Source organism: Amycolatopsis sp. NPDC005232 (assembly GCF_040607795.1).
In the GTDB taxonomy this organism is placed as follows: domain Bacteria; phylum Actinomycetota; class Actinomycetes; order Mycobacteriales; family Pseudonocardiaceae; genus Amycolatopsis.
Genome location: NZ_JBEXHL010000017.1, coordinates 91995 through 111675 on the forward strand (window position 1 = coordinate 91995; position 19681 = coordinate 111675).

The window sequence follows — 19681 nt, forward strand, 5'->3', positions numbered from 1 at the left end:
CAACGCCACATGGGGGCGCTTGAAGCCGTTCAGCAGCCGGCCGGCTTGAGGACGAAGTCCGCGGTCACCGCCTGTCCCTTGACCAGTTTGACGCTGCGCGCCTGCGGCTGCCAGCCGTCGCGTGCCGCGATGAGCGTGAGCGGGTTGTTCCGGCGGTCGAGCCACAGCGTGTAGTGGCCCGAGGCGTCGGTCTTGAGCGTGTAGCTCGCCGCCCAGCTGTCGACCTGCACGGTCACCGCGGCGAGCGGACCGGCCGTAGCGCCGCAGCGTGCGCCCGTGACGGTGCCGGTCAGCTTGCTCCAGGTGGCCGGCGGCTTCACCGTGAACGACACGGGGATCGCGGCCACCGCCTTCGGCACCTGCGCCCCGACGACCAGCTGCGCCGTGTACGTGCCCGGCTGCGTGATCGCCGCGACGTTCGCGTCGAGCGTCACCGTGAAGGTCGCCGTATTGCCCGGCGCGATCGTGGTTACCGACGGCGTGGTCGACAGCCACGGGATCGACACGTATTCCCCGCATTCGCCGTAGCCCGGCAGCAGCAGGTCGTGGCTGGTCGGGTTGAAGCTCGCGTTCGCCGAGCCGCCGATGCGGTAGAACCCGCAGGTGCTCCCGCCGCGGAACAGCGTCTCGTTCGAGTTCGGCAGCGCCGACCACTGGTTGGAGGCCGGGTCGTACGCGTAGCCGGCGTTGGTGAGCTCGCCGTCGGCGATGCCGCCCGAGAGCAGCAACTGTCCATTCGCGACGGTCGAGGCCGAGCCCCACATCTGCACCGGCAGGTCGGCGACGCGCGACCACGTGCCCTTCTCGACGTCGAGCTTATACGCGGTCTTCAGGTTGTCGAAGCCGCTGACGCCGCCGGCGCAGTAGATCGAGCCAGCGATGGTGCCGCAGTTGGTCCAGCCGATCGGCGCGGGCAGCGCCGGGCCCGCCGACCACTTGTCCACGGCCGGGTCGTAGACCTGCACCCGCGTGACACCGCAGTTGCCGCCGTCGCAGCCGCCGACCACGTAGATCCGCCCGCCGGCCACGGCGACGCCCATCGCGGAGGTGGCCGTGGGCATCGGCGCGCCCGTGGTCCACGTGTCGGTGACGGTGTCGTAGATGTCGGTGTTCGTCACGGGGATGCTGCCGTCGGCCCAGCCGCCAGTCACGTAGATCTTCGTGCCGACAGCCGCCACCGCGGGGGTTTCCCGCGGAGTCGCGAGGTCGGCGATCGGCGTCCACACGAGCGTGCCCGGGTCGTAGACGAAGTTCTTGGTCGTCAGCTCCGCGCCGTTGAGGCCGGTGAAGGAGTAGACCTTCCCGTTCACGGTCGCCACGCCGTTGTCCATGATCTTCGTCGGGTAGTCGGCCACGGTCTGCCACGCGTCACCGGCCGCCATGGTCTCGGCGGGCGCGGCCTGCTTCACGTGCCCCAGCAACGGTCCCGTGCTGAAGTCGCCCTTGATCCGCTGCAGCGGCGCCGAGGGCGCCACGGCCGGGGTGAACGCGCCGGACGACGGGTTCAGCCGCACGTCCACGGGTGCCGTGCCGGTGTTGCGCACCTTGACGCTCGCGGTCGCCTTCCCTTGCCACGCCACGGTTTTGTTCACGGCCGCGCTGGTCACCTCGAGCTGGCCGGCGTCGAGCAGGAAGTCGGCCGGGGTCGCGGCGTCGGGCGCCACCACGGTCTTCTGCGTGCCTGGCACGAAGTTCGTCGCCGACGCGGTGACCGGGTGGCTGCCGGTGACGCCGGAGAAGAACCAGTACGAACCGTCGGCCTGCGTCGTCGCCCCCTCGCCGGGCCGGTCGACGCTGTCCACCGACGCCCCGCCGAGCGCGGCGCCGGTCACGTGGTCGTGCACCGTGCCGGTGACGAGCCCGCCGGGCACGACGTCGCACGCGTGGTCGCCGATCAGCACGTCGTCGACCTGCCACCAGAAGCCGAACAGCTGGTCGCGGTAGTGGAAGCGGACCTGCACGGCCTTCTTGCCCGCCGCGCCCGGCAGTGGCACGACCTGCGTCGACGGCCCGGCCAAGGTGTCGCTGCCGTGCTGCCACACGGTGGTCCAGGTGGCGCCGCCGTCGGTCGTGAAGTCCACGGCCGCCTGCTGGCCCTGCGTGCCCTGGTAGTCGCCGGCGAAGCGCACGGTCGGGTTCGCCGTGCCGCTCAGGTCGACGACGGGGCTGACCAGCGACGTGTCCTGGTCACCGCCGATCGAGTTGCTGTCCACAGTGGCGAACGCGCCGCTGCCGCCGGTGTAGTTGTCGCGGCCGGCGGGGTTGTCGAACGCCCACGTGGCCGCGCCGTCGCCGAGGTTGTTCACCACCTGCCACGTCGAGGGCGCCTCGAAGTCCTGCGTGTCGCCCGTGAAGCGGTTGGCGTAGCCGGGCGCGCCGCAGGTCACGGGGTCGACGGTCACGACCGCGTCGTGCGTGGCGGCGGTGTCGCCGACCGGCACGGACTCGGAGCCGGGCAGGTATCCGGGGTAGTCCGGGTCGACCTGCACGGAGTAGGTCGCGTCCTCGGGCACGGTCATCGAGTACCGCCCGGTGAGCGGATCCGTCTGCACGGCCGTGGTCGGCTGCCCGCCGACCTGGACGTGCGCGGCCACCGGCCAGCCGTGGCCACTGCCGTCGCGCACGGTCCCGCTCAGCTGCACGGAAGGCACGGACGCCAGCGTGAAGTCGGCGGTCGCGGTTTTGCCGGCCTCGACGGTCACGCCGTCGACAGTGGTGTCGCGGTAGGAGAACTTGCCCGCGGTCACGGCGTAGGTGCCCACAGGCACGCCCAGCGTGTAGTGGCCCTCGGCGTCCACCGTGGTGGCGAGGTCACCCGCCTTCACCTGCGCACCGGCCAGCGGCGCCCCCGCGGCGTCGCGGACCGTGCCGGAGACGAGACCGGTCGCGCCGGGCGTGAAGGCCGAGATCCCGCGCGGCGTGCCCTGGCCCGTCGGCCCGTCGAAGCCGGGGCCGGCCGTGCAGAGGTACGCCGGGGCGCAGGTGCCGTTGGCGCCTTCGGTGACGTCGTTGAAGGTTGCGCCGGAGCGGTACGGCAGCGCGTTCGGGTAGGTGCCCGCCGCAGGCGTGCCGGCCAGCGCGTAGGCCGCCGCCACGATCGGCGACGACGCGCTCGTGCCACCCGCGAGACCCCACGCGCCGTGCACGAACACCGCGACGCCGGTGGCGAGGTCCGCGACCGCCGAGACGTCGGCGATGGTCCGGTTGGCACAGCCGGAATCCGTCTGCGCCGGGGGCTTCTGCTCGTACGCGGAACAGCCGCTGCCGGTGCCGGACCACACCGTCTCGCGCCAGCCGCGGGCGTTCGCGTCGCGGTAGAGCGAGGTGCCGCCGACCGACGTCACGTGCGGCGAGGCTGCGGGGAACTGCGGCCCGTAGCCGTAGTCGCCCGAGCTCGCGGTGACCACGACGCCGGGGTGGTCGTAGTAGGCCTCGTCGAGGTCGAGCTCGGCCGGGTCCTCATCGGCGCCGTAGCTGTTGGACACGAACTTCGCACCCATCGCGACGGCTTGGTTCACCGCGGCGCCCATGTTCGGCACCAGCGAGTCGTCGGCCTCGACGAGCAGGATGTGGCAGCGCGGGCAGACGGCCGAGACCATGTCGAGGTCGAGCATCGTCTCCTGCTGCCAGCCCGTGTTCCCGGCCGGGAAGTCCTGGCCGCCGCGCTGGTCCACGCGCGTGAAGCAGCCGTTCGCGACCGTGCACGGGGGCAGGCCGAACTGCGCGCGGTACACGCTCATCTCGGCTTCCGCGTCGGGGGTGTCGTAGGCGTCGACGATCGCGACCGTCATCCCGTCGCCGCCCGTGGCCGTCGGGAGCTCGTACGCGCCGGCGAGGTCCGCTGGGCCGTAGCCCTGCGGCGCCGCGGCGCGCTGCATCCCGTGCGCGTCGCCGCGGAACAGCGCGAAGCACGTGACCTCACCGGGTTTCGGCTGCTCCGGGCACGCCTTGCGCCCGACGACCGGCGCCACCGGGGCTGCAGCGGCGCCCGGCGCGGCCTGAGCCGCGGCGGGCACCACGGCGAACGCGACCACCGCCAGGAGGAACGTGAGGAGGATCTTCAGTGCCGCTTTGGCGAACGACATGCGCGTCCCTTTCGCTGACGAACCGCGGTCGGCTGCTCACCCGACGTCGCGGATTCTGTCAGCGCTCCCGGCGTGAACGATCACGTCGGAACGGACAGAAAGCCAGACAGGATCAGGGTTTTCCCGGTGTCCGGGACCTCCGCCCGGCGAAGAGAGCAATGGTTCAGACCATAAGGAGCAGCGCGTTCGCGATCCCTCGCGGCGGTGGACAACGACGAGACAAGGCATGATCACGCGGACGGGCCCGGAGAGAGGACGACGAGGCATGCGGATGGACCTGACGCGGTGGACGGTGCGGGCGACCGGCGACCTGGGCGAGGTGCCCGCCGAGCTCGTGGAGACGCTGCGCGCCGGGGTTCCGGCGACCGTACCCGGCTCGGTGCACACTGACCTGCTCGCCGCCGGGCTGATCCCCGACCCGTACCTCGACCGCAACGAGGACCTCGTGCAGTGGATCGGGCTCACGGACTGGCGCTACGAGACCGAGTTCGACCGTCCGGACGGCCCTGGCGCGGTCGCGGTCGCGTTCGACGGCCTCGACACCGTCGCCAAGATCGAGCTCAACGGCCGCGTGCTCGGCGAGACCGAGAACATGCACCGCTCCTACCGTTTCCCGGCCGGTGAGCTGCGGTCCGAGGGCAACGAACTGTCGGTCACCTTCGCCTCCGCCGTGCGCTATGCCCGCGCGCGGGCCGAGGCGCACCCGCTGCCGCGCACCAACGACGGCGAGCCGTCGAACTTCATCCGCAAGATGGCCTGCAACTTCGGCTGGGACTGGGGCCCGTCGCTCGTCACCGCCGGCCTCTGGCGCCCGGCGCGCCTGGAGGTCACCACGGGCCGGCTCGCGTCGGTCCGGCCGGTGATCACGGTCGACGGCACCGACGGCGTGGTCACGGTCCACACCGAGGTCGAGGGCGAAGGCACCGTGCACATCCGTGTGGCCGGCGTCGAGGCGGCCGGCGACACCGCGCGCGTGCCGTCGCCCGAGCTGTGGTGGCCGCACACGCTCGGCGAGCAGCCGCTGTACCCGCTGGAGGTGACCCTCGAGGCCGCCGACGGCACCGTGCTCGACACCTGGACCCGCGAGATCGGCTTCCGCACCGTCGCGCTCGACACCATCGACGGCGCGTTCACCCTGTCGGTCAACGGCACGCCGCTGTTCGTCCGCGGCGCCAACTGGATCCCCGACGACTGCTTCCCCCACCGCGTCGACGCGCAGCGCTACGCCCGCCGCATCGAGCAGGCGAAGGACGTGAACATCGACCTGCTGCGCGTGTGGGGCGGCGGGATCTTCGAAAGCGACGAGTTCTACGCCGCGTGCGACCGCGAAGGCGTACTCGTGTGGCAGGACTTCCTGTTCGCCTGCATGCCGTATCCCGAGGACGTGCTGGCCGACGAGGTCGAGGCCGAGGCGCGCGAGAACGTGGTCCGCCTCGCGCCGCACCCGTCGCTGGTGCTGTGGTGCGGCAACAACGAGAACTACCTCGGCTGGTTCCACTGGGACTGGCAGGAGCGCCTCGCCGGGCAGCCGTGGGGAGCGACGTTCTACGAGAAGCTGCTGCCCGCGGTCGTCGGCGAGCTGGACCCGACGCGGCCGTACGTGCCGGGCAGCCCGTGGGCGCTCTCGCCGGAGCGCGACGCGCTGGACCCCGACTACGGCTGCCAGCACGTGTGGGACATGTGGAACGAGCGTGACTACCTCGGCTACCGCGACACCGTGCCGCGGTTCGTATCCGAGTTCGGCTGGCAGGCGCCGCCGACCTGGGCCACGCTGACCCAGTCCGTGCACGACGAGCCGCTCGCCGCCGACTCCCCCGGTGTGCTGCACCACCAGAAAGCCTTCGACGGCAACGGAAAGCTCGCCCGCGGGCTCGCCCCGCACTTCGCCGAGCCGAAGACGTTCGACGACTGGCACTTCCTCAACCAGGTCAACCAGGCGCGCGCGATCCGCCTGGCCGTGGAGCACTACCGCTCGCACGCGCCGCGCTGCATGGGCGCGATCGTGTGGCAGCTCAACGACTGCTGGCCCGTCACGTCGTGGGCCGCGATCGACGGCGCCGGCCGGCCGAAGCCGCTGTGGTACGCGCTGCGCGAGGTCTACGCCGACGAACTGCTCACGATCCAGCCGCGCCCCGAAGGCCTCACGGTCTTCGCGCTCGGCTTCGCGCCGGAGACGGTCGACGTGCGGCGGATGTCCGTGACCTGCGAGGAGCTGGCGTCGGCCCCGGTCGCACCCGGCACCGCGCTGGGCCCCGAGTTCGCGGCCGGCGACCCGGCGCGCGAGTTCCTCGTGGCCGACGCCGGCGACGAGCGCGCGTTCTGGTTCTTCGCCGAGGACAAGGACATCGCTTACCCCCAGGCCGAGTTCACGCAGTCCGTCACCGGCTTCGACGGCGGCTACGAGGTCACCGTCGTCGCCGACACGCTCATGCGCGACGTCTGCCTGTTCCCCGACCGCCTCGCCGCCGACGCGACCGTGGACTTCGCCCTCGTGACGCTGCTGCCCGGCGAGTCGGCGACGTTCACCGTCGAGACCGAAGCCACGCTCCAGCCGGGTGCGCTGACGTCGGCTCCGGTGCTGCGCTGGATCGAGTGAGCCACCGCGCCCCAATGTGGCATTGGTTGCGTTGAGCGCACCCAATGTGGCGTTCGGTGCGTTGAGCGCACCGAACGCCACATTGGGGCGCTTGGATGACTGCCCTACGCGAGCAGTTCGGCCAGCAGTTCCGGGTCGACGTTGCCGCCGGAGATCACCGACACCGTCTTGCCGCCCGGCAGCTCGCCGGCGTGGTGCAGGAACGCGGCGGTGGCCGTCGCGCCGCTCGGCTCGGCCACGATCCGGGCCCGGCGGGCCAGCACGCGCGTGGCGTCGCGGATCTCGTCCTCGGTCACGGTGACGATGCCGTCGAGCACGCTCTGCAAGTGCGCGAAGGTCAGGTCCGACGGCTGGGCGCGCAGGCCGTCGGCGATCGTGCGGGCGCGCTGCTCCATCGGCCACTCGACGCGGCGGCCGGCGCGCAGGCTCTCGGCGGTGTCGCCGGCCAGCTCGGGCTCGACGGCGATGACCTTCGCGCCGGGGCACAGCGCCTTGATCGCCGTGCCGACGCCGGAGGCGAGCCCGCCGCCGCTCACCGGCACGAGCACGGTGTCGACGTCCGGCAGGTCGGTGGCGATTTCCAGGCCCGCGGTGCCCTGCCCGGCGATCACGTCGGGGTGGTCGAACGGCGGGATGTAGGTGAGCCCGCGCTCCTTCGCCAGCGCCGACGCGACCGGCTCCTGCTCGGCGATCGGCACCTCGATCACCTCGGCGCCCCAGCTTCGAGTGGCCTCGACCTTGAGCCGCGGCGCCACGTCCGGCACCACGATCACGGCGGGGATGCCGAAGGCGTTCGCGGAGTAGGCGACCGCCTGCGCGTGGTTACCGCTGGAGTACGAGACGACGCCGCGTGCGCGCTGCGCGTCGTCGAGTGAGGCGATCGCGTTGTACGCGCCGCGGATCTTGAACGCGCCGATCTGTTGCAGGCTCTCGGGTTTGAGCCACAGCTCGCCTTCGGCCCAGTGCTGGCGCAGCAGCGGCGTGCGCACGGCGTGGTCGGCTATCCGCTTCGCCGCGGCCTCGATTTCGGAGATCGTCACCAATCGCATGTGGTGAGTATGTCAGGAAAGTGTGAGTCATAGTCCATCCATTGTGGACGGTCAACGTGTCCTCGCTCACGGATGGGCAACGCGGGGAGTTCCTCGCGCGCCTTACTCGTTGAACACCGCGGGGGAAGTCGCCGGGTACTAGTAGATCGGGATCATGAGTCAGCAGCGGGAAAAGACATCGGAGCAGGGCGAAAAGAAGAGCTTCCGCCCGGCGCAGGTGGTGGCGACGGCACTGGCAGCCGTCACGGCCGCATTGCTGGGTTCGACGCTGGGCGTGGCGGGGACAGTCGTGGGGGCCGGGGTGGCGAGCGTGATCACCACGGTCGGCGCCGAGCTGTACCTGCGTTCGCTGCAGCGCACGCGCGAGGCCGCGCTGAAGGCGCGCGCCGTGCTCGTGACGGCGGGGCAGCGCAAGGGGAGCAAGTCCGGGCTGTCGCCGGTGGACGACCCGGCGCAGATGCCGACCGTGCTTCTGCCGCTCGACCCGTCGGAGATGCCGACGGTGCGGATCTCGAAGCTCTCCGGGCCGGAGCAGCCGGAGCCGGAGGAATCCTTCGCCGACAAGCTGCGGAAGCTGCGCTGGCCGATCATCATCGGGACGAGCGTGGTCGCCACCGCCGTGGCCATCGGCATCTCGGTCGTGGTCGAGCTGGCCGGCGGGCCCGGGCCCGGTTTCGTCCGCCACGACCCGGGCACGAGCCAGCACCAGCAGCAGGACGAGAACACCAACCCGCCCGCGACGTCACAGAACAGCCCGCCGCCCAGCGAGACCGAGTCGAACACCCCGCCGCCCTCGACCTCGTCTTCGAGCACGTCGACCAGCGAAAGCCCGACGTCTTCAAGTAGCTCGGACAGCGCCCCGCCGCCGTCGAGCACAGGTGGGGCGCCGTCGACCACGCCGAGCGCGCCGCAGACGAAGGGCGCGCCGTCTGCGACCCCCAGTCCCTAACCGAGCTGGGACTTGAGCGCCTGCGCGGCTGCCTTCGGGTCTTCCGCGTCGGTGATCGCGCGGACCACGACGATCCGTGTCGCGCCGGCCGCCAGCACCTCCGGCAGGCGTTCCGTGTCGATGCCGCCGATCGCGAACCACGGCCGGTCGGTACCGGTTTTCGCGGTCGCGCGCACGAGGTCCAGGCCCGGCGCGTACCGGCCGGGCTTGGTCGGCGTCGGCCAGCACGGGCCGGTGCAGAAGTAGTCCACGCCGTCCTCGGCGGCCGCCGCCGTGGCCTGCTCGATCGAGTGGGTGGAGCGGCCGATCACCACGTCGTCGCCCAGGACGCGGCGCGCGAGCGGCACGGGGATGTCGTCCTGACCCAGGTGCAGCACGTCGGCGCCCACGGCGAGCGCGACGTCGGCGCGGTCGTTGACCGACAGCAGCGCACCGTGGCGCGCGCACGCTTCGGCGAGCACCTCGAGCGCCGCGATCTCCTGCGCGGCCTCGAGCGGGGCGCCGTTCGTCTTGTCCCGCAGCTGCACGATGTCGACGCCGCCGGCCAGCGCCGCGTCGATGAACTCGGCGAGGTCGCCGCGCGACGAGCGGGCGTCGGTGCACAGGTACAGCCGCGAATCGGCCAGGCGGGTGCGGATCTGTGATCCGGTCAGGGCGGGCATGGCGGGGACGTTACCCGCGCGCTACGGTGGGGTGGTCCGCACGGGAGCCCGAGGCACGGGCTGAGAGGGAGCTGCCGCTCCGACCGTGGAACCTGATCCGGGTCATGCCGGCGCAGGGAGCGTGATTCCATGAGTGAGACCCTCACCATCGTCGGCGGTGGTGTCATCGGCCTGTCCACGGCTTGGCGCGCGGCGGCCCGAGGCCATCGCGTCACGGTGGTCGATCCGGCCCCCGCGCGCGGTGCGTCCTGGGTGGCCGGCGGCATGCTCGCGCCGGTCACGGAGGCGTGGCCGGGCGAGGAGCACGTGCTCAGCCTTGGCGAGGAGTCGCTGCGGCGCTGGCCCGCGTTCGCGCGGGACCTCGCGGCGGAGGGCACGGACCCCGGGCTGGCTTCGCACGGAACGATCGTGGTCGCGTTCGACAGCGCCGACGCCGGGCATCTCGACATCCTCGCGGAGTACCTGGCCTCGCTGGGCCGCGACGTCGAACGGCTCACCGGGCGGGCGGCGCGGCGGCTCGCGCCGGGCCTGGGTGCGGTGCGCAGCGGGCTGCACGTGCCGGGCGACCTGGCTGTCGACAATCGGAAGCTGCTGACGGCGCTGCTCTCCGCGTGCGCGAAGCGGGGAGTTGAGTTCTCGGCGTCGCGGATTGCTTCGCTCGACGATGTGACCGGTCCCGTCGTGCTGGCTGCCGGCGCGTGGACGGGCAAGCTGCACCCGCTGCTGGCCGACGCCGTGCGGCCGCTCAAGGGCGAGATCCTGCGGCTGCGGCCGCGTCGGGGCTGCCTGCCGCCACCGCCGTACACGGTGCGCGCGATGGTCGAGGGCCGGCCGATCTACCTCGTGCCGCGCGCAGACGGCGAGCTGGTGCTCGGCGCGACGCAGTACGAAGCGGGCTTCGACGAGACCGTGACCGCGCGTGGAGTGCGGGAGCTGCTGGAAGGCGCCGAACGGATCCTGCCGGGCATCACGGAGTACGAGCTCGTCGAGACCGCGGCCGGGCTGCGCGCGGGAAGCCGCGACGCGCTGCCGTACATCGGGGAGCTCGGCGAAGGCGTGTACGCGGCAACAGGGCACCACCGCAACGGTCTGCTGATGGCCCCCGTGACCGCAGACGCCGTGGTCGCGTGGCTGGCCGGCGAGGCCCCACCGGACGAGATCGGGGCGGCCGCGCCCGCCCGTTTGCTGCAGAAGGAGCGAGTCTGATGGAGATCAAGGTCAACGGGAGCTGGCGCGAGTTCCCCGACGGCGCCACCGTGTCCGAGGTGCTCGACGCACTCGACGTGACCCGCCAGGGCGTGGCCGTCGCGGTGAACGGCGAGGTCGTGCGCCGGGGCGAGTGGGAGGCGTCGGTGGTGCCGAAGGGCGCGAACATCGACGTGCTGACCGCGGTGCAGGGAGGCTGACGATGGACGACGCTCTGGTCATCGGCGAACACAAGCTGTCGTCGAGGCTGATCATCGGGACCGGTGGTGCCGGGAACCTGTCGGTGCTGGAACGCGCACTGGTCGCGTCGGGCACCGAGCTGACGACGGTCGCCATGCGCAAAGCCGACGCCGACGGCGGTACCGGCGTGCTCGGCCTCGTGCGGCGCCTCGGGATCAAGCTGCTGCCCAACACCGCCGGCTGCCGCACCGCCGCGGAGGCCGTGCTGACCGCCCAGCTGGCCCGCGAGGCGCTCGACACGGACCTCATCAAGCTCGAGGTTCACGCCGACGACCGCACCCTGCTGCCCGACCCGTTCGAAACCCTGGACGCCGCGGAGCAACTGGCCGCCGACGGCTTCACCGTGCTCGCGTACACCAACGACGACCCCGTGCTCGCACTTCGGCTCGAGGAGGCGGGCTGCGCCGCCGTGATGCCGCTGGGCGCCCCGATCGGCACGGGCCTCGGCATCCGCAACCCGCACAACATCGAGCTCATCGTCGCGCGCGCCATGGTCCCCGTCATCCTCGACGCGGGCATCGGTACCGCTTCCGACGCCTGCCTCGCCATGGAACTCGGCTGCGACGCGGTACTTCTGTCCACCGCCGTGACGCGCGCCAAGGACCCGGAGCGCATGGCCGCGGCGATGCGCGCGGGCGTCGAGGCGGGCCGCCTGGCGCGCGACGCGGGCCGGGTACCGCAGCGCTTCTGGGCGCACGCGTCGAGCCCGCCGCGCTGACGTGTGCGGCCGGTTTCGCCCTGCCCGGGGTAAACGCGGGTAAGCCGCCTGGTGCAAGTGGGCCGCGTTTGCCGACCCGGTTGGTGATTTCGTCCGCGCTTAACGCTGAACGTGCACCGTCAGGCCTTATGGTGGACGACACCTTTCCGGCGCAAAGGCGGCGGGCAACAGCGGTAGGAGGAGCCAGCCGTGACTCTATCCTCGGTCCAGGACGTCTCGGGCAGGTTGTACCTGGCCGTGGGACGGCTGTCGCGCTCGTTGCGGCAGGCGGGGGTCCCCGGACCCGGCCACGGCGCGATCTCGGCCCTTGCCACGCTCGTCCACTTCGGTCAGCTGCGCCTCGGTGACCTCGCCGCGAAGGAGGGCGTCGCGGCGGCCACGATGTCGCGCATAATCGCCACCCTCGTAGAGGCGGGCTACGTCACCCGCGAATCCGACCCCGTCGACCGCCGCGCCTGGCTCGCCCGCGCGACGGAGGAGGGCGAGCGGCTCGTGTCCGGCGTGCGGTCCACGCGCGTGCAGGAGCTGAACCGCCGCCTCGACAAGCTGAGCCCGGAATACCGCGAAGCCCTCACGATCGCGTTGCCGGCCCTGGAGGCCCTGATCTCCGACGACAGCTAGCTGCCACCGGGGACCGGTCCTGGGCCCTGCGCGGTATCACTTCCCGATGGACGTGACCGCGCTGGGCCCGCTCGTGAGCAGCCACCAGACCGACAACGCCCGGCGCGGGACGGCGGTCCTGGTGCTGTTCGTGGTCGCCGCCGTAGGGCTCGGTGTCGGGATCCCGTGGAGCATCGGCACCCTGACCCGCCCGTACGGACCGGGCGAGAGCCCGTCGACGCGCCCCGCCGCGCTCCCGGCGGCCTTCATCTCCATCGGCGTGCTCGCCGTCCTCGTCGCGGTGCCCAAGCTGATCAAGTGGCTCCGCGCGCGCACCGACTCGCTCGAACTCCACCAGCACGGCCTGCGCCGCAACGGCGAACCGATCCCGTGGACGGCCGTCGCCTCGGCGCGCAAGCAGGGTTTCGAAACCGGTGGCCTGCGCCACTACCTCGGCTTCGACTTCCGGTGCGTCGTCGAGCTCACCGACGGCCGCCGCTTCGTCTTCACCAGCTACACCAAGGACGCGACGCAGCTCGCCGACGCCATCGCCGCGACAACCGGCTAACGGTCCTCCGGCGCGAGCCGCCAGAACGCCGACACCGGCCCCACCTTCGCCCCCATCGGGTACGAGTGCTCGACGGCGTGCGACACGAACCACTTGCCGTAGCGCGCGGCCTCCACGACCGACATCCCCTTCGCCAGCCCGGCCGTCAGCGCCGACGCCATGGTGTCGCCCGCGCCGTGAGTGTGCGGGGTGTTGAAGCGCGGGCCGGGCAGCTCCACGAACGTCGAGCCGTCGAAGAGCAGGTCGACGCACTCCGGGTCGGACACGAGGTGGCCGCTCTTCACGAGCACGTACTTCGGGCCCAGCCGGTGCAGCGCCACGGCCGCGGTGTGCATGCCTTCGCGGTCGGTCACGGTGAGGCCGGTCAGCAAGCGCACCTCGTCGAGGTTCGGCGTCAGCACGGTCGCACGCGGCAGCAGCTCCTCGCGCAGCGCGGACAGCCCGTCGGCGTCGAAGAGCGGGTGGCCGGTCATCGACGCCGCCACCGGGTCGACCACGAACGGCACCTCGTGATCGCGCCCGATGCCCGCGTTGTCGCAAGCCGTCGCCACCTCGTGGATGATCTGCGCCGAGGCGAGCATGCCCGTTTTCGCCGCGCCCACACCCATGTCCGACGCGACGGCCTCGATCTGGCCGGCGACGACGTGCGGCGGGATGTCCGCGCGATCGTGGACTCCCAACGTGTTCTGCACCGTCACGGCCGTCACGGCGACGAGTCCGTGGACCCCACAAGTGAGGAATGTCCGCAAATCGGCCTGGAGTCCGGCTGCGCCACCGGAGTCGGAACCGGCGATGGTCAACGCCGACGGCGGGCTCGGGTTTTCAGTCATGGGCACTTTCCGACTTCTGGTCTAGTCCATTTGGTCAGCTGTCCTTCATTCACAGTCCATCACGGTGGCACAGTGTGAGTGCCATCGCACTATCGGTGGGTGAAGGGGTCAGGATGAAACTCGCTTCAGTGGTCGTGGCGGTCGGCGCGCTCGTCGCCACGTCGTTGTCCGGGGCAGCCGTGGCGAACGCGGACAGCCCGAAGCTCTCGCACGTGACCACGGTCGGCGTGCACAACACCTACGACCCGGCCGCGTACCCGTTCCTCGCTCAGGCGCTGGACAACGGGTCGTCGCTGATCGAGCTCGACGTGTGGCCGGACTTCATCACGCACGAGTGGAAGGTGAGCCACTCGAACCCGTTGGGCAACAGCAACAACTGCGTCGCCGCGTCGACGACCGCCGATCTCTACAAGGGCGGGACGAACAAGAACCTCGAGTACTGCCTCGACGACATCCGCATCTGGCTCGCGGCCCACCCGGACCACACGCCGCTCACGCTGAAGCTCGAGATGAAGACCGGTTTCTCGGACAACACCGGCATGGGCCCGGACGAGCTCGACGCGGCGTTCCGCGCCCACCTCGGCAGCGCCGTCTTCAAGCCCGCCGACCTGCTCGGCAGCTACGCGACGCTGGACGACGCGGCCAAGGCGGACAACTGGCCCAGCGTGGATGCCTTGCACGGCAAGGTGCTGACCGAGATCATCCCGGGCACGGTGGAGGAGCAGAACCCCACCGACACGCTGCACACCGACGTCGAGTACGCGAACTACCTGCTGGCGCAGAAGAACGCGGGCAAGCTCGGTGACGTCCAGATCTTCCCGACCGTGCACGGCGCCGTCGGCGGCGACCCGCGCGACAAGTACGCGGCCAACCTCAAGCCGTGGTTCGTGGTCTTCGACGGCGACGCCAACGCGTGGGTCACGCAGACCGGCCCGTGGTGGTACGACGCCAACCACTACTACGTCGTGATGACCGACGGCCAGAACGTCGCCCCGGCCATCGACGACCACAACCCGACCGTCGACCAGGCCAACCAGCGCGTGGCCGAGCTGGCAGCGCAGCACGCGTCCGTGGTCACGTCCGACTGGACGGGCCTGACCACGGTGCTGCCGCAGGTCGACGCCCGCGGCTGAGTTCCACCCGGACAGTCCACAATGGCCCCCCGCTCGCGCGAGGGGCCATTGTGCGTCCACATCAGACGGTGAGCACCAGCTTCCCGGTGACCCGGCCGCCTTCGCCCACCTCGTGGGCCTTCGCCGCATCTTCGAGCGGGAACGTCTGGTCCACGTGCACCTTCAGTCGCCCAGCCTCGACGAGCTCCACCAGTCCGACCAGTCCGATGCGGTCGGGCTCCACGAGGATCGGCGCTGTTCGCACACCTCGCTTGGCCGCCTCCTCCTGAGCCCGCGCGCCGACGCCACCGGGCACGCTGACGAGCAGGCCGTCCGACTTGAGCGACGGCAGCCAGCGCAGATCGCTGTCCTCGCCGACGAGCCCGAGCACGAGGTCAAGATCCGCCGGCACCGCGTTCTCGTCCCGGTAGTCGATCGGTTCGTCCACGCCGAGCGACCGCAGGAAATCGTGCTTCGCCGCGCTGGCCGTACCGAGCACGTAAGCGCCGCGCGCCTTCGCGATCTGCACGGCGAGGTGCCCAACGCCGCCGGCGGCCGCGTCCACGAGCACCCGCTGTCCACTCCGGACTTCCGCCACATCCACCGACGCCTGCCACGCCGTGAGCCCCGCCAGGGGCAACCCCGCCGCCTCCGCGTGGGACAGCCCGGCCGGCTTGCGCACGAACTGGCGCGACGGCGCCGTCACGTACTCCGCGTAGGCCGCGGCCTCGCGCGGGAACCACGGCATGCCGAGCACCTCGTCGCCCTGCTTCACCCCGGTGGCCCCGAAACCCACCTCTTCGACGACGCCGGACACGTCCCAGCCCAGCGTGTACGGCGGCTCGCCCAGGAACACCTGGTGCGCCCGCGTCTTCCAGTCGACGGGGTTGACGCCGGCGGCGTGCACGCGCACCAGTACCTCGGTCGGGCCCGGCGCCGGGCGGTCGGTTTCGGTCACCCACAGCACCTCCGGGCCGCCGAACTTCCGCTGGGTCACCACGCGCATCTCGGATCTCTCCTTCTGGTCGGTTGTCCCCTATGCTCGGCCCGGCAGTCACTTTTCGCCAGAAGGCACTTCCCGGTATAGTAGGTACCTGATGGAAACCACCTGTGACCAGGACGGATCCTGGGACGTCTATCTGAAGAGCTGTCCCTGCCGCGACGTGCTCGACCTGCTCGCGAACAAGTGGACGGCGCTCGTGCTCGGCGTGCTGGAGCAGCGGCCGCACCGCTTCGGCGAGCTGCGCCGGGCCGTCGGCGGCATCAGCCAGAAGATGCTCACGCAGAACCTGCGTAACCTCGAACGGGACGGTTTCGTCAGCCGCAAGGTCTTCCCGACCACTCCGCCGACGGTGGAGTACGCGCTCACCCCGATGGGCGCGGAGGTCAGCGCACACCTGGTGGCGCTGAGCACGTGGTCGCAGTCGAACTTCGACCGGATCCGCGACGCGCGCAGCACCTACGACACGCGCTCGCTCGAACCCGTGAACTGATCCCATGCGGTACAGGAGTTTTCCTCCCGTACCGCACGGAACGTCCAGTTCGGACTCAGGTGAAGCGCGGAGGTGGCTTCAGCACGCTCTTGCGGTAGTCGGTCACCGCACGTGATTCGGCGATGCCCGGTTTGGGGTCCAGGCCCCATTTCCGGATCACCTTGAGGGCCGCGGCCGGTTTGTTGGCCGAGACCAGCTGGTCGACCTCGAACTGCAGGTCCAAAGGCATCTGGGCCCACAATGCGCGGGCGGCGGCGTCGTCGGTCACGGGTCCAGTGTGGCCGGTCAGTCGGCCAGCCGCCAGAACGGGGACACCGGCCCCACCCCGGCACCGAGCGGATAAGCCTCGGCGACGCAGCGCTCGATGAACTGCTTCGCCTCGGTCACGGCCGTCGGCACGTCGGCGCCCTTGGCGAGCGACGACGTGATGGCCGAGGCCATCGTGTCGCCGCCGCCGTGGGTGTTGTCGGTGTGGATGCGCACGCCGCTGAGCTCCAGCACGTCCGTTCCGTCGGTCAGCAGGTCCACGCAGTCCTCGGCTTCGTAGAGGTGCCCGCCCTTCACGAGCACCCACCGTGAGCCGAACTCCAGCAACGCCTCGGCCGCCGCGCGCTGGGTTTCCGCGCCGGTGACCGTGATGCCGGTGAGCAGCCGCACCTCGTCGAGGTTCGGCGTGATCAGCGTGGCGCGCGGGAAGAGTTCCGTGCGGATGGCTTCCAGCGCCTCCTCGCGCAGCAACGCGTGGCCGGTCATCGACGCGGCCACCGGGTCGACGACGAACGGCGTGTCCGTGTCGCGCCCGATGTGGACTTCGTCGAGCGTCTTCGCCACGGCCTGGATGATGCCGGCCGTCGCGAGCATGCCGGTCTTGGCCGCGTTCACGCCCATGTCGCCGGCCACGGCCTTGATCTGCGCCGTGACGACGTCGACCGGGATCTCGGTGAAGCCCTGCACACCAAGCGAGTTCTGCACCGTGACGGCCGTGAGCGCGACGAGCCCGTGGACGCCGTGGGCGAAAAACGTACGCAGGTCGGCCTGCACGCCCGCACCACCGCCGGAGTCGGATCCGGCGATGGTGAGGGCGGTGCGGGGTGTTTCAGTCATGACTACTGCCTCACTGTGCCGATCATTACCAATCCGACCACAGTCACGGCCGAATGGCTCCGCTGCAACGGTTACGTGCCGTTGCGGGGTCGGCCTGCTTTTGGCCGGATTGGTAATTGCGGGTGGAGCTACTGCCCGACGACCGGGAGGTAGACCTTGTTGCCCTGCTCGCCGAACTCGGCCGACTTCTCCGCCATGCCGGCCTCAATGGCCTCCACAGTGGACAGACCGTGCTCCTCGGCGTACTTGCGTACGTCGTGGGTGATCCGCATCGAGCAGAACTTCGGGCCGCACATCGAGCAGAAGTGCGCGGTCTTCGCCGGCTCCGCGGGCAGCGTCTCGTCGTGGTACGAGCGCGCGGTGTCGGGGTCGAGTGCCAGGTTGAACTGGTCGTTCCAGCGGAACTCGAAGCGGGCCTTGGACAGTTCGTCGTCCCACTCGTGCGCGTGGGGGTGGCCCTTGGCGAGGTCGGCGGAGTGGGCGGCGATCTTGTAGGTGATCACGCCGGTCTTCACGTCGTCGCGGTTGGGCAGGCCGAGGTGCTCCTTCGGCGTGACGTAGCACAGCATCGCCGTGCCGTACCAGCCGATCTGCGCCGCGCCGATGGCCGAGGTGATGTGGTCGTACGCCGGCGCGATGTCCGTCGCGAGTGGACCGAGGGTGTAGAACGGCGCCTCGCCGGTGAGCTGCTCCTCCAGCTCCACGTTCTCCTTGATCTTGTGCATCGGCACGTGGCCGGGGCCCTCGATCATCACCTGCACGTCGTGCTCGCGCGCGATGTGCGTGAGCTCACCGAGGGTCTCGAGTTCGGCGAACTGCGCGCGGTCGTTGGCGTCGGCGATCGAGCCGGGGCGCAGGCCGTCGCCGAGGGAGAACGTGACGTCGTACTTGCGCAGGATCTCGCAGAGTTCCTCGAAGTTCGTGTACAGGAAGGATTCCTGGTGGTGCGCGAGGCACCACGCGGCCATGATCGAGCCGCCGCGGCTCACGATGCCGGTCACTCGCCGGGCGGTGAGGGGGATGTAGCGCAGCAGCACTCCAGCGTGGACGGTGACGTAGTCCACACCCTGCTCGCACTGCTCGATGATCGTGTCGCGGTAGACCTCCCACGACAGCTTCTCCGGCTCCCCGTTGACCTTCTCCAGCGCCTGGTAGATCGGCACGGTGCCCACGGGAACGGGGGAGTTGCGGACGATCCACTCGCGCGTCTCGTGGATGCGCTTGCCGGTGGACAGGTCCATGATCGTGTCGGCACCCCAGCGGGTGGCCCACACCATCTTGTCGACCTCTTCCTCCACTGAGGACCAGACGGCCGAGTTGCCCATGTTCGCGTTGATCTTCACCAGGAACTTCTTGCCGATGATCATCGGCTCGCTCTCCGGGTGCTTGCGGTTGGCGGGGATCACCGCGCGCCCGCGCGCGATCTCGTCGCGCACGAACTCGGGTGAGCACCGCTCGCGCGCGGCGATGAACTCCATCTCGCGCGTGATCACGCCCGCTTTCGCCCAGCCGAGCTGGGTGTTGTGCGCGCGGCCGTCGGCCCAGCCCGTGCGCAGCGGGTGGAGTCCATTGTGGACGTCGATCTTCGCGTCCGGGTCGGTGTACGGCCCGGACGTGTCGTACACGTCGAAGTGCTCACCGTTCGACAGGTCGATGCGCCGCGCCGGAACCCGCAGGCCCGACTCGGTGCGGTGGTAGACCTTGTGCGAACCGGTGATCGGTCCCGTGGTCACGGAAGGCGTGATGGCAGGCTCGTTCTCCAGCGTCGTCAACGACGTTCACTCCCTACGCCGGCATTACCCGGTCAGGTTCATGCGGTCGGCGGCACCGGGTGTCCACAGACAGACACCAGCCGCCCTCTCAGCCCGCCAAGGCGCGAGCTCCCGCGTTGGTTATGAGGTTGTCCCTCGACCATGCCACGGCGGATCATGCGAGCACAAGGCGGCCCCGCGTCCGGTGTGTTCTTCACCGGATCGGAGCATCCGGCCGACAGGGGTTCACGTGGCCGTCACCTGCGCCGACTTCGGGGGCATCTCGTGAGGAAGGTTCTGCTCGCCGGGCTGGTGGGCGGTGTTGGCGATGAGCGCGGTCCGGGTTCTTCCGGGTTCCGAAGCAGTCAAGAGGCCCCAGGCCACCGCGCTCCGTGGATTCCGCGCGATTTCCGCCGACTGCTCCCGCGGCCGGCGCGATTACCTGTCCACCGTGCGCACGGCTTCGTCTTCATTGACGAGCCCAGGCTCCCGATCGTGCTCACCGTCTCGCCGGCTCACAACCGCCGGAAATCGCGGCCGAGCCGCTTGTGCCCCCAGTAACTTACCTTGGGAAAGCCCCCACCCATCCTCGGGGGAACGGCCCTTGGCCAGTCTACCGCTCCCCACCGACAAAATAATCTCCGAAGCCGAGTTGTCCACAGCGAAGCCGAGTTGTGGACAACAACAGAAAACCCGCCCCCCGCAACAAAAAACCCGC

At 70.6% G+C, this 19681-nt stretch carries 17 protein-coding genes and 2 riboswitches; of the genes, 9 read left to right on the forward strand and 8 right to left on the reverse strand.

The window, feature by feature from the left end; all coding sequences use genetic code 11:
- Positions 1-29: 29 nt before the first annotated feature.
- Positions 30-4085 (reverse strand): carboxypeptidase regulatory-like domain-containing protein, encoded by a 4056-nt coding sequence (locus ABZU76_RS29715; RefSeq protein WP_354875213.1) that lies wholly within the window; start codon positions 4083-4085, stop codon positions 30-32.
- A 265-nt stretch (positions 4086-4350) separates the two neighbouring features.
- Between ABZU76_RS29715 and ABZU76_RS29720 the strand changes: the two genes are divergently transcribed.
- Positions 4351-6681 (forward strand): glycoside hydrolase family 2 protein, encoded by a 2331-nt coding sequence (locus ABZU76_RS29720; RefSeq protein WP_354875215.1) that lies wholly within the window; start codon positions 4351-4353, stop codon positions 6679-6681.
- A 104-nt stretch (positions 6682-6785) separates the two neighbouring features.
- Here ABZU76_RS29720 and ABZU76_RS29725 read toward each other — a convergent pair whose 3' ends face one another.
- On the reverse strand, positions 6786-7730 hold the full coding sequence (locus tag ABZU76_RS29725) for a threonine/serine dehydratase (protein WP_354875217.1): 945 nt from the start codon (positions 7728-7730) through the stop codon (positions 6786-6788).
- A 154-nt stretch (positions 7731-7884) separates the two neighbouring features.
- Between ABZU76_RS29725 and ABZU76_RS29730 the strand changes: the two genes are divergently transcribed.
- Positions 7885-8679, forward strand: a complete 795-nt coding sequence (locus ABZU76_RS29730; RefSeq protein ID WP_354875219.1) for a hypothetical protein — start codon at positions 7885-7887, stop codon at positions 8677-8679.
- Here ABZU76_RS29730 and thiE read toward each other — a convergent pair.
- Positions 8676-9341 (reverse strand): thiamine phosphate synthase, encoded by a 666-nt coding sequence (thiE, locus tag ABZU76_RS29735; RefSeq protein ID WP_354875221.1) that lies wholly within the window; start codon positions 9339-9341, stop codon positions 8676-8678. The genes ABZU76_RS29730 and thiE overlap by 4 nt on opposite strands.
- A 30-nt stretch (positions 9342-9371) precedes the next feature.
- A riboswitch (TPP riboswitch) is annotated at positions 9372-9477 on the forward strand.
- Here thiE and thiO point away from each other — a divergent pair.
- From thiO to ABZU76_RS29760, 5 genes are all read left to right on the forward strand, one after another.
- Complete coding sequence (thiO, locus tag ABZU76_RS29740) at positions 9471-10547, forward strand: glycine oxidase ThiO (protein ID WP_354875223.1); 1077 nt, start codon at positions 9471-9473, stop codon at positions 10545-10547. It overlaps the preceding riboswitch by 7 nt.
- Positions 10547-10747, forward strand: a complete 201-nt coding sequence (gene thiS, locus ABZU76_RS29745) for a sulfur carrier protein ThiS (protein WP_285972039.1) — start codon at positions 10547-10549, stop codon at positions 10745-10747. The genes thiO and thiS overlap by 1 nt, the downstream gene beginning before the upstream one ends.
- 2 nt (positions 10748-10749) lie before the next feature.
- Positions 10750-11505, forward strand: coding sequence for a thiazole synthase (locus tag ABZU76_RS29750; RefSeq protein WP_220244680.1), 756 nt, complete (start codon positions 10750-10752; stop codon positions 11503-11505).
- Positions 11506-11694: 189 nt separating this feature from the next.
- Positions 11695-12126: a MarR family transcriptional regulator gene (locus ABZU76_RS29755; protein WP_220244679.1), complete on the forward strand. Its 432-nt coding sequence runs from the start codon at positions 11695-11697 to the stop codon at positions 12124-12126.
- A gap of 46 nt (positions 12127-12172) precedes the next feature.
- Positions 12173-12673 (forward strand): hypothetical protein, encoded by a 501-nt coding sequence (locus tag ABZU76_RS29760; protein WP_354875226.1) that lies wholly within the window; start codon positions 12173-12175, stop codon positions 12671-12673.
- On the opposite strand, the gene thiD (ABZU76_RS29765) is transcribed toward ABZU76_RS29760, so the two are convergent.
- Positions 12670-13503, reverse strand: a complete 834-nt coding sequence (gene thiD, locus ABZU76_RS29765; protein ID WP_354875228.1) for a bifunctional hydroxymethylpyrimidine kinase/phosphomethylpyrimidine kinase — start codon at positions 13501-13503, stop codon at positions 12670-12672. The genes ABZU76_RS29760 and thiD (ABZU76_RS29765) overlap by 4 nt on opposite strands.
- 113 nt (positions 13504-13616) lie before the next feature.
- Here thiD (ABZU76_RS29765) and ABZU76_RS29770 point away from each other — a divergent pair, with 113 nt between their 5' ends.
- A complete protein-coding gene (locus ABZU76_RS29770) occupies positions 13617-14636 on the forward strand; it encodes a phosphatidylinositol-specific phospholipase C domain-containing protein (protein WP_354875230.1) in 1020 nt (339 codons plus the stop codon).
- A gap of 61 nt (positions 14637-14697) precedes the next feature.
- On the opposite strand, the gene ABZU76_RS29775 is transcribed toward ABZU76_RS29770, so the two are convergent.
- Positions 14698-15621 carry an NADP-dependent oxidoreductase gene (locus tag ABZU76_RS29775; protein ID WP_354875232.1) on the reverse strand — a complete coding sequence of 308 codons (924 nt, stop codon included), beginning with the start codon at positions 15619-15621 and terminating at the stop codon, positions 14698-14700.
- A gap of 91 nt (positions 15622-15712) precedes the next feature.
- Between ABZU76_RS29775 and ABZU76_RS29780 the strand changes: the two genes are divergently transcribed.
- Positions 15713-16108, forward strand: coding sequence for a helix-turn-helix domain-containing protein (locus ABZU76_RS29780; protein WP_220244674.1), 396 nt, complete (start codon positions 15713-15715; stop codon positions 16106-16108).
- A 55-nt stretch (positions 16109-16163) separates the two neighbouring features.
- Here ABZU76_RS29780 and ABZU76_RS29785 read toward each other — a convergent pair whose 3' ends face one another.
- The 3 genes from ABZU76_RS29785 to thiC all read right to left on the reverse strand — a co-directional run bounded on the left by ABZU76_RS29785 (position 16164) and on the right by thiC (position 18984).
- Positions 16164-16376 carry a hypothetical protein gene (locus ABZU76_RS29785; protein WP_220247898.1) on the reverse strand — a complete coding sequence of 71 codons (213 nt, stop codon included), beginning with the start codon at positions 16374-16376 and terminating at the stop codon, positions 16164-16166.
- 17 nt (positions 16377-16393) lie between these two features.
- Positions 16394-17212, reverse strand: a complete 819-nt coding sequence (gene thiD / locus ABZU76_RS29790) for a bifunctional hydroxymethylpyrimidine kinase/phosphomethylpyrimidine kinase (RefSeq protein ID WP_354875235.1) — start codon at positions 17210-17212, stop codon at positions 16394-16396.
- A 128-nt stretch (positions 17213-17340) separates the two neighbouring features.
- A complete protein-coding gene (gene thiC, locus ABZU76_RS29795; RefSeq protein ID WP_354875237.1) occupies positions 17341-18984 on the reverse strand; it encodes a phosphomethylpyrimidine synthase ThiC in 1644 nt (547 codons plus the stop codon).
- Positions 18978-19109, reverse strand: a riboswitch (TPP riboswitch). (Overlaps the previous gene by 7 nt.)
- Between the last annotated feature and the right edge of the window lie 572 nt (positions 19110-19681).

Excerpts from the sequence above, each read along its gene's own strand:
- ABZU76_RS29760 (WP_354875226.1), top strand. The coding sequence starts at position 12,173 with ATGGACGTGACCGCGCTGGGCCCGCTCGTGAGCAGCCACCAGACCGAC.
- ABZU76_RS29715 (WP_354875213.1), bottom strand. The coding sequence starts at position 4,085 with ATGTCGTTCGCCAAAGCGGCACTGAAGATCCTCCTCACGTTCCTCCTG.
- ABZU76_RS29720 (WP_354875215.1), top strand. The coding sequence starts at position 4,351 with ATGCGGATGGACCTGACGCGGTGGACGGTGCGGGCGACCGGCGACCTG.
- thiD (WP_354875228.1), bottom strand. The coding sequence starts at position 13,503 with ATGACTGAAAACCCGAGCCCGCCGTCGGCGTTGACCATCGCCGGTTCC.
- ABZU76_RS29730 (WP_354875219.1), top strand. The coding sequence starts at position 7,885 with ATGAGTCAGCAGCGGGAAAAGACATCGGAGCAGGGCGAAAAGAAGAGC.
- ABZU76_RS29770 (WP_354875230.1), top strand. The coding sequence starts at position 13,617 with ATGAAACTCGCTTCAGTGGTCGTGGCGGTCGGCGCGCTCGTCGCCACG.
- thiD (WP_354875235.1), bottom strand. The coding sequence starts at position 17,212 with ATGACTGAAACACCCCGCACCGCCCTCACCATCGCCGGATCCGACTCC.
- ABZU76_RS29750 (WP_220244680.1), top strand. The coding sequence starts at position 10,750 with ATGGACGACGCTCTGGTCATCGGCGAACACAAGCTGTCGTCGAGGCTG.
- ABZU76_RS29780 (WP_220244674.1), top strand. The coding sequence starts at position 15,713 with ATGGAAACCACCTGTGACCAGGACGGATCCTGGGACGTCTATCTGAAG.
- ABZU76_RS29775 (WP_354875232.1), bottom strand. The coding sequence starts at position 15,621 with ATGCGCGTGGTGACCCAGCGGAAGTTCGGCGGCCCGGAGGTGCTGTGG.
- thiE (WP_354875221.1), bottom strand. The coding sequence starts at position 9,341 with ATGCCCGCCCTGACCGGATCACAGATCCGCACCCGCCTGGCCGATTCG.
- thiO (WP_354875223.1), top strand. The coding sequence starts at position 9,471 with ATGAGTGAGACCCTCACCATCGTCGGCGGTGGTGTCATCGGCCTGTCC.
- thiS (WP_285972039.1), top strand. The coding sequence starts at position 10,547 with ATGGAGATCAAGGTCAACGGGAGCTGGCGCGAGTTCCCCGACGGCGCC.
- ABZU76_RS29725 (WP_354875217.1), bottom strand. The coding sequence starts at position 7,730 with ATGCGATTGGTGACGATCTCCGAAATCGAGGCCGCGGCGAAGCGGATA.